Source organism: Bradyrhizobium sp. UFLA05-153 (assembly GCF_054185185.1).
In genome coordinates, this window is sequence record NZ_JBBIAM010000212.1 from 1 (window position 1) to 8556 (window position 8556).

Genomic DNA, 8556 nt, shown 5'->3' on the forward strand with positions numbered 1-8556 from the left:
GAACGCCCTGAGCCAACACATTGATCACAGCGAGCGCATTGTCACCATCGAGGATGCCGCAGAGTTGCAGCTGCAACAGCCGCATGTGATCAGCCTGGAGACCCGGCCTCCTAGCCTCGAGGGCACGGGGCAGGTGACACAACGCGATCTGGTGTGGAATGCCCTGCGGATGCGTCCTGACCGGATCGTCGTAGGCGAAGTGCGCGGCGCTGAAGCATTTGACATGCTGCAAGCGATGAACACCGGCCATGATGGTTCGATCTCCACGGTGCATGCTAACAGCGCCCGCGACGCACTGACCCGTATTGAAAACATGGTGCAGATGGGACAGCCAAATCTGCCGCTGCGGGCGATTCGAGCCCAGATCGTTGCGGCGTTGGATGTCATCGTGCAAGTGGAACGCATGCGAGATGGACAGCGCCGCATTGTCCAGATCAGCGAGGTGACCGGCCTGGAAACCGACGTGATCACCACCAATGACATCGCGGCGTTTGAGTACCAAGAGGACGATGTTCACGGGCGGATCTTGGGCGCCTACCGGTCCACCCATTCAATCCCAAAATTCAAGAGCCGTCTTGCCTATTATGGGCTTGATCGAGCTTGGGCTGAGGCTATGAGGCAACTATAATGCTGCCAGTTTTGATCATCATTGTCCTGGCGCTCCTGATCTGCGCAGCGGTCGTGTCGTTGTGGCTCGACGGTCGAGAGAGCCGCATCGTTCGTCAGGTAGCGATGGCTTTACCAACCTCACATTCGGCGAGCCGGCCCTCCATCCGTCGGCTACAGGCCGGATCCCGACAGCGGTTGTTCCACCGCTTGGTCAATTATAACGCAGAGACAAATTACCTTTGGCACCCTGCGTATCCGCTCCTTGCCGGCGTCATCGCAGCAGCGGCAGTCCTTTATGTTACTAGCCTGCTGGATTTCACCACCCTCTACGCATATCTGGCGGCGGCAATTGTGGCCATCATGGTAGTACGCGGTCTGTTTGGGTGGCAGCAACGTCGCGTCGCCGATCAACTTTTTCGACAGCTACCTGATGCGATCCAGATAGTGGCAAGTACTGTTAGATCCGGGCTGCCTGTGAACGAAGCATTTCGCACCATCTCCCGCGAGATGCCGCAACCAACGGCTGGACAGTTTGCGATCGTATGCAGCGAATTGAGTCTGGGGAGGCCTCCCGAGGAAGCCGTAGAGGCTGTCTATCGGCGAACGCAAGTGGCAGAGTATGCGATGTTTGCGGTGACACTGGCAGTCCAGATGAAGTCTGGTGGCAGTTTGGCTGAAACCTTGCAGACTCTGGGAGACACCGTGAGTCAGCGCGTTGCGCTGGCTGCTCGCGCCAAGGCGCTGGCAGCCGAGGTGATCTTTTCTTCACGAGCCCTTTCATGCATGCCCGTCATTGTAGGTGGGATATTCTACTGGATCAGTCCGGAATCGATTTCTCTGCTGTTCACGGATCCGACCGGAAACAAACTGCTGGCGTATGCGGTATGCTCGGTGCTTGCCGGGCACTTTGTGATACGTTGGATGATCAGAAGGGATACGGCACTATGAGTGTTGTTCTCGGTCTGGCGGCCTCCGCCATAGCAGTTGCGGCTGCGGCCGCGGTGTTGATCATCCGCGAAATTCATCTTCGTGCATTGAACACGAGGGTGTCGAACGCTGTGATCGGTGTTTCTGGCAAGTCAGCCCCCATCCAGAACATGACCGGTTTGTTTTCATCGCTCGGCGCGAGGTATCAGCGCTTCTACGCTCCGGAAAATCTGGAACAACTGCGAACGATCCTTCAATCATCCGGCTTCAATCATTTTCGAGTCTTGCCAATTTGGATCGGTGTCAAAACTGTCAGCATGTGCTTGTTTCCGATCGGTGCGCTTGTTGTTGCGCAGCTTTTGGGGAAGCCACTGACCGATGTGTTGATCTTCACCCTCGTTGGCGGGGTGATCGGAATCATGGGGCCGCGATTGATCCTGTTGCTGCTGAAACGGCGCTTTGATGCGGCCATTCGGCTCGGCACGCCGGACGCTATCGATTTGCTGGTTGTATGCACCGAAGCAGGAATGGGGCTGGAGAGTGCGGTGCAACGCGTTGCGGAAGAAATGAACGAGACGAATCCTGCGACGGCCGGGGTGCTATACGATCTTCTTGACAACCTCAGGGTCTTGCCAAACCGCAGCGAGGCGTTCGAGAAATTCGGATCTACGTCAGAGGGACTTCGCCGATTCGGCACCATTGTCAGTCAGAGCCTGCAATACGGAACGCCGTTGAGCCAGGCTCTGCGCAGTGTCGCGGTCGACCTGCGGCGAGAACGTATCACCAAGCTGGAAGAAAGAGCACACAAGCTGGGCGCCAAGCTGACGGCTCCGATGGTATTGTTCATGCTTCCAGCCATGTTCGTCATCTTGGGCGGAAGTCCGTATCTGCGCCTCATAGCGACGTTCACCAACGCAGGGAAGTAAGCCATGGGCACGGTTACCCTGTTCAAAAGCTGGTCTTACGATTGGATGATGCACCTCTCGACGGCGATCAGGTTCGTTCCCGCCTTGGATTGCTTGCGGGACAGACGCGGTGTGAGCACCTTGATGTTCGCTGCATCTTCTGCCTTGTTCTTGGGGATGGCCGGCTTCGGAATGGAGGTCAGCGCCTGGTACCTTGAGCGGCGGCACGGACAGAATGCTGCCGATGCTGCGGCCATTGCAGGTGTTTTGGGAGGACTCAACTACACGACCACAACCATCTCCGGCGCAACAGGCTTTTCCAACGCCCAGACAGCAGGCATCAGCGTTGCGACAGATAACGGATATACGTCAGGATCGAACACAACCGTCACCATCCAACCGGGCAACTGGGGCGGCGGGAGCTTCAGTGCCGACACGAGCGGATCCTGTACGCCATCGTGCAACGCAGTCCAGGCGCAAATGGTTCGGGCAGAACCGCGGAGCTTCAGTGCCTTTATCGTAGGATCGGGCTCGCAGAACGTCCGCGAACTGGCGACTGCCGCGCTGTTAGTGACCGGACCCGCATGTGCTTTGGCCTTGGGCGGGGGGCTTGCGTTTAGTGGCAACGGGTCAGTCACCGGAACAAACTGCTCTCTGGCCTCGAACAGGACCGGCGGAGACTCCATCACATTCAACGGCGCCGGCGCCAACAAAACACAGACCAACCTCATTTTGGTCGGAGCAGGCGGCTGTACGCAATCCGGCTCCGCTACCCCATGCACTGCGGGAGGCAATCTGATGTACCAGCCCCCCACGACCGATCCATATGCAGCTCTACAGACGGACTCGTCCGCGATTCCCGCGGCGGTCACCAACGCGAACTGCAATGGGACAACCGCAACTTCGCCATATGTCATCTCCTCCGGCGTGTTCTGCGTCGGGACAAACCTGAGGGTACAAAATGGCGATCCGCCTTTGACCCTTACTCCTGGAACCTATTTCTTTTTTAGTTCGAATATCAATGTCCTGGGTGGATCGCTTACCTGCACGGGTTGCACATTCATTTTTACAGGTCCGTCGCCGAATTATGGTGGCAACTCAGCCGGTTTGAGCATCAGCGGTAATGCCACCGTGAACATGAGCGCTGCACCTACTGCCAGCTACGCCGACACGAATTATAATGGCCTTCTGTTCTATATGGATTACCGAAATTCGCAGCACACCAATGCCTGCGGCAGTGCGCCGGTCTCAATTCAGGGCAGCTCGACCATTACGCTGAATGGCGGCATGTACTTCCCCAACGCGAGCGTCTGTGTAACCGGCAACACATTCTCTTCTTCGACGACCTGCATGTCGATCGTCGGCTGGTCGCTAACCTTCACCGGCAGTGCAACGGAAAACGTGACGGGGTGTGGCGCGACCGGCACCACGACCGCTCAAGTCAAGGCTGTAGCCCTCGTGCAGTAGGAATAAGCTATGTGCCACAATTTCCTCCGGGATCAGCGTGGGGCCGCGGCGTTGGAGTTCATAATCGTCGCCGTCTTTGTGCTGGTCCCACTGCTGTTCGCTGTCGTGGAAGTTGGCGACGTAACGCAACGCCAGACCGCCATACAATCAGCCGTTAGAGCAGGCGGAGAATATGCCCGTTTCTTCCCCACCGATTCGAATGGCATTCAAAATACCGTAACGAACGCTCTTCCCTCGGGATTGAGCTTGAGTGGAACGCCGACGGTAGCTTGCTCCTGCGCGGGGACAGCGACCTCGTGCAGCGCGATCGCGACGGGAACCACATGCAATACTCCGTTCTTGATTCAAATCTCGGCCAGTATGCCTGCTTCTTCCATAATAACCCCTTGGTGGTCGCAATCATTCAGCAACAGAGTAAGCTATGAAGTCCGCGTCAAGTAGAACCAGAACGCTTGACACCTCGGGGGCTGTCGCCCTTGAACTCGTCATCATCTTCATGGCATTTTTTTTGATGTTGCTCGCGATATCTGATGTGGCGAGGTTCTATGTTACGCAAAACTCGGTCCGCACGCTAGCGAGCGAACTGGTGCGACAAACCCTAATCTACTGCGCCGGGCAGTCGCAACTCACACAATGTGCACTGCCATCGACCGGGCCAAATAGTGTCGCCACTGCGCAGGCGACCGTGCCCTTCCTCGCAACGAGCGGCTTTGCAACGACGCCGGCTGCTTCTCGGTCCACGGCCGATGCCACCACCGGGGTGATGGCGGTTACTGCGAGCGCGAGCTACAATTTCGGCTTTATGCTGCCTGTATGGCAAGGAACCATAACCCAGGTCGCCCAGAATACTCAGCTGAGCTACTGAGCGATCTGGGGGCGCTTCGGCTTCGTAGAAGAATTCCCGAAACGACCGCTGTACTGTGGCGGGCGCGTTACGACCTGTGGTTGCCGCTTTTGGAAAAGGTCTCAATGCTCCGCGCGCTTATATCGGCCCGCGCGGAACTGTAAGGGTAATGGCAGCAACCAAGCCGGTCTCGGCAATGAAGCGGGCTGCTATGTTGGTACGCCGGCACACGAAGGCCGATCCGCGCAACCGTGTGCCTTCCGCCAACAAAGTCGCCGACCTGCTTCGCTGAAGCTGTAAAACGACCCACAGTCCAAAGCCGCTGCGGCCAGGCGCCGCGACAAACCAGCGCGCCTGTCGGGGTGCTGGCCGAATGCGTACCGGGCAGGAGAGGTTATCGGTTAGGTATACGCGCTGGTTGCTCGGGTGCCACCGGTGCGCTATCGCCAAGCTGCAGGTCATCTCCGCGCCGGCAGTGGTGCTCGTTGGCAACATTGCGCAATTTTCTCTCGCGTTGGGACTGCCTGGTGCAGTTCGCTTCTTGCAAACGAGCCATAACCCCGGATGATGATCTTGCCGGAGTAGGCGACAGACGAGTGTCCTCCGCCGACCGGAATTGATTTGTGCCTGCCCGTCAGGAAATGGAAATACGACGGTAACGATTTATCACGGAACCGATTGTAGGCTCTATGACGTGCGCGGAGGCAAGTTTTTAGCGCAAGGCGTCCATTTGCGGGGACAGGCTCTGGATTGCGGCGAAGGGGGTTGGAATGGGCGGTCGACGCATTGCCAGCAATGAAGATGGGCGGTTTCCCGCCTTGAGCGTGATCGTCCTTGGCGCTGCGCTTGCCGCATTTGGCGCGGCGAATGGCGCGGGGGCGGCAGACCGGCAGAGCTCGTCCGGTGGCGTCTTCGTCAGCGAGTTGGGCGACGTCCAGCGCGTCAAGGTGATCGTCAACAAGTCACGCACCTTTAGGGTCGAAACAGCGTTTTCGACGATTGTGTCGGGTTCGCCCGACATCGCCGAGGTGAGGTCGCTGAGCGATCACGTGATCTACGTCCAGGGCAAGCAGACCGGTACCACCAACGTCATCCTGTTTGATAACTCGATGAAGCAGATCGGCATCCTCGATGTCGAGGTGACGATCGACACCGGCAATCTGCAGCAGAGCATTCAGTCCAGTACCGGCACGCGGGGCATTCGCGTTTCCGCTTCGGAGGGCCAGGTGATATTGAGCGGAACGGCCGCGGATGCGGTCGCCGCCGAGCGAGCCATGGCGGTTGCCACCGGCACCGTCCCGAAGGGCGCCGTCGTCGTTAACGCCATGAACGTGGCCGCGCCGCAGCAAGTCATGCTGGAGGTGCGCTTCCTCGAGGTCGCGAGGTCCGCTGGCCGCGAACTGGGCGTGAACCTCTATGCCGGCAACGGCAACTTAACGCAGGTTGGGAATAGTGGAACTGCTGGCGCACCGCTGGCAGCGAGGACCCCTCAAGGTGTTCCTCTTCTGGGCACCGCGTCAGGGCTCGCGTCGGGGCTAGTAGGTAACGCAACGCCGTTCGGCAACCTGTTAACGAATGTGCTCAGAACGAGTAATGGCACTTCGGTCGATCTGTTGCTGCAGGCACTGGAGACGAAAGGGCTTGTACGCAGCCTGGCCGAGCCCAACCTGATGGCGTTGTCGGGCGATTCAGCGCGCTTCCTAGCCGGTGGTGAATTTCCGGTGCCGGTAGCTTCTAACACTACGAACGGCTTTCCCACCACTACCATCGAATTCAAGAAGTTCGGCGTCGAGTTGGGTTTCGTACCGACCGTTCTGTCGCGCGGCGCGATCAACCTTCGGGTTGAGCCGTCGGTCAGTGAGCTCGATTTCACCAATGCTGTAACGATCGCTGGAACGGTGGTCCCGGCATTGACCAGCCGCAACGCTCGGACCACGGTTGAATTGCGCGACGGCCAGAGCTTCGCGATCGCCGGCCTGCTCCAGACCCGCAACGCACAGGATGTCCAGCAATTGCCCTGGATCGGTTCGGTGCCCGTCCTCGGTGCGCTGTTCCGAAGCGCATCGTATCAGCAGAAAGAGACGGATCTGGTGGTCATCGTGACGCCGCGTCTGGTCGCGCCGGCGGCACCCGGACAGCAATTGGCGTCGCCGCTGGACTCCCGCCTGCCTGCAAACGATGTCGACTTCTTCCTCAACGGCCAGATGGAAGTGAAAAAGCGCTACAACGACTACGTCAGCTCCGGCGGTGACCTCAAAGGACCTTACGGACACATCATCGCGCCCGATGTGCGCCTGTCGGCGCCGGCGGTTGCGACCGACCAGCCCGTTGTCAAGACCCTCAACTGAAGGACGACCGATATGACATGCACGGCGTTACTCGCATTCTTTACGCTCGGGGCCTGTAACGGCGTGGCCGGCAATGACGAAATGGACCGTTATTTTCAGCGTTCGGATACCATCACCTTAAGTGCCGGCGACGCGAAGCAGGTCAACGCCGTGACCCACACGATCCATCCCTGGCCGAGCTACGTCGGCGATCGCCGGATCGTTTCTCAGGCCGCGAAGACCAATGGTGCTATTACGCGTTATCGTGCCGGTAACCAACCGCGTGATCCGTTACCGGCGTTCGGAGGGGATGCTCCAGGGTCGGGGCACCTTCCAATGGGAATTGCGGGCGCAACGGCAGCAAACGTCGACGCAGGTGGTAGCGTCAGCTTGGGAACTGGCGCAGCCGCAGTAGGCGCGCGACCTTAATGAAATTACGCTGCTACTGGTAGTAGCAAGTCTTATCGCGACGTTAGCCGCGGTGGACGCTGGGGTCTTCCCGGGCAGGGAGTTGAAAGAGCTTTTTTTATTTCGGCGCGTACATGTGGCTTGCCGGTAACACGTCTCTAACCGCACCCGTGTTAGCGTGGGAATGATATTTCGAGCGGTAATAGGCGGGGCGGGGATTAGTGGCTATGCGGCGCATTCTTTTCTGGCTGTCTGGCGCCTTACTGACCACAGCATTGGCGGCTTGCGATACGGTGCAAGAATACACGGTGCGCGACGCCGCTGTCGTTGCGCCCGGCGCTCCAGCCGGTCCAGACCCCGTGCAGGAGCCGACCGACGTCAAATACTATCCTTCAGATGAACATGTTCGGATGGGGTTGGAGCACTACAATCGCGGCAATTTCGGACTGTCCCAGCGCTATTTCAAGGAGGCAGTCGAAAAGGCCCCGAAGGACGTCACCGCCTGGATCGGGCTCGCGGCGAGCTACGATCGGCTGCGCCGCTTTGATCTCGCAGATCAGGCCTATGCACAAGCGATTCGGCTGGGCGGTGAAACCGTTCAAGTCCTGAACGATCAGGGATATTCGTACATGCTGCGGGGCAATCTGACCGCGGCGCGGCGAAAGTTCGACAGGGCCTATTCGCTCGATCCGGGTAACCCGGTGATCGCCAACAACCTCGAGCTTCTCAATGGCAGCCGGCGGTTCATTGAGAGGCCGCCGAACAATCAGCCTTAAATTGGGGGCGGAGTCGCCTGATCTTATCGATGTTTCAATTGGCGCTGGAAGCCGCGCCTTGGGACGGGGCCCTTGGCCAGGTGGCGGTCGAGGATATCAGTGACGTGCATCCGAACACGCGCGCTCAAGCATGATCTGGAAAAGTGCGAAGCGGTTTTCCGAAAAGGTCATTCTGAAGCGCGATGACAATTCATCCTAACCTAATCTCATTACACCGTAAGCGTCGTTCTCAGGCCACGGCTTTGAGGGCTTGAGCGCGGTAGGCCCAGGGCAGTAGCTGGTCGATGTCGCGG

Annotated in this window: 8 protein-coding genes; all 8 read left to right on the plus strand. The window is 58.5% G+C overall.

The annotated features are described in order from the left end of the window. Window positions 1–628 (plus strand): TadA family conjugal transfer-associated ATPase (locus Q2941_RS49365; protein WP_458197212.1); only part of this gene is annotated, 628 nt, incomplete at its 5' end. Further along, window positions 628–1557 (plus strand): type II secretion system F family protein, encoded by a 930-nt coding sequence (locus tag Q2941_RS49370; RefSeq protein ID WP_458197213.1) that lies wholly within the window; start codon window positions 628–630, stop codon window positions 1555–1557. The genes Q2941_RS49365 and Q2941_RS49370, both read left to right, overlap by 1 nt. After that, window positions 1554–2462 (plus strand): type II secretion system F family protein, encoded by a 909-nt coding sequence (locus Q2941_RS49375; protein WP_458197214.1) that lies wholly within the window; start codon window positions 1554–1556, stop codon window positions 2460–2462. Before Q2941_RS49370 ends, Q2941_RS49375 begins: the two co-directional genes overlap by 4 nt. A gap of 3 nt (window positions 2463–2465) precedes the next feature. Then, on the plus strand, window positions 2466–3908 hold the full coding sequence (locus tag Q2941_RS49380; RefSeq protein ID WP_458197215.1) for a pilus assembly protein TadG-related protein: 1443 nt from the start codon (window positions 2466–2468) through the stop codon (window positions 3906–3908). A 9-nt stretch (window positions 3909–3917) separates the two neighbouring features. Then, window positions 3918–4349 (plus strand): TadE/TadG family type IV pilus assembly protein, encoded by a 432-nt coding sequence (locus tag Q2941_RS49385; protein WP_458197216.1) that lies wholly within the window; start codon window positions 3918–3920, stop codon window positions 4347–4349. Then, window positions 4330–4773: a TadE/TadG family type IV pilus assembly protein gene (locus Q2941_RS49390; protein ID WP_458197217.1), complete on the plus strand. Its 444-nt coding sequence runs from the start codon at window positions 4330–4332 to the stop codon at window positions 4771–4773. Before Q2941_RS49385 ends, Q2941_RS49390 begins: the two co-directional genes overlap by 20 nt. A 749-nt stretch (window positions 4774–5522) precedes the next feature. Further along, window positions 5523–7100 carry a type II and III secretion system protein family protein gene (locus Q2941_RS49395; protein ID WP_458197218.1) on the plus strand — a complete coding sequence of 526 codons (1578 nt, stop codon included), beginning with the start codon at window positions 5523–5525 and terminating at the stop codon, window positions 7098–7100. A 614-nt stretch (window positions 7101–7714) separates the two neighbouring features. After that, a complete protein-coding gene (locus tag Q2941_RS49400) occupies window positions 7715–8263 on the plus strand; it encodes a tetratricopeptide repeat protein (protein WP_458197219.1) in 549 nt (182 codons plus the stop codon). The last annotated feature ends 293 nt before the right edge of the window (window positions 8264–8556 follow it).

Coding starts and splice junctions, on each gene's coding strand:
- Q2941_RS49385 (WP_458197216.1), top strand. CDS start 3,918: ATGTGCCACAATTTCCTCCGGGATCAGCGTGGGGCCGCGGCGTTGGAG.
- Q2941_RS49400 (WP_458197219.1), top strand. CDS start 7,715: ATGCGGCGCATTCTTTTCTGGCTGTCTGGCGCCTTACTGACCACAGCA.
- Q2941_RS49395 (WP_458197218.1), top strand. CDS start 5,523: ATGGGCGGTCGACGCATTGCCAGCAATGAAGATGGGCGGTTTCCCGCC.
- Q2941_RS49380 (WP_458197215.1), top strand. CDS start 2,466: ATGGGCACGGTTACCCTGTTCAAAAGCTGGTCTTACGATTGGATGATG.
- Q2941_RS49375 (WP_458197214.1), top strand. CDS start 1,554: ATGAGTGTTGTTCTCGGTCTGGCGGCCTCCGCCATAGCAGTTGCGGCT.
- Q2941_RS49390 (WP_458197217.1), top strand. CDS start 4,330: ATGAAGTCCGCGTCAAGTAGAACCAGAACGCTTGACACCTCGGGGGCT.
- Q2941_RS49370 (WP_458197213.1), top strand. CDS start 628: ATGCTGCCAGTTTTGATCATCATTGTCCTGGCGCTCCTGATCTGCGCA.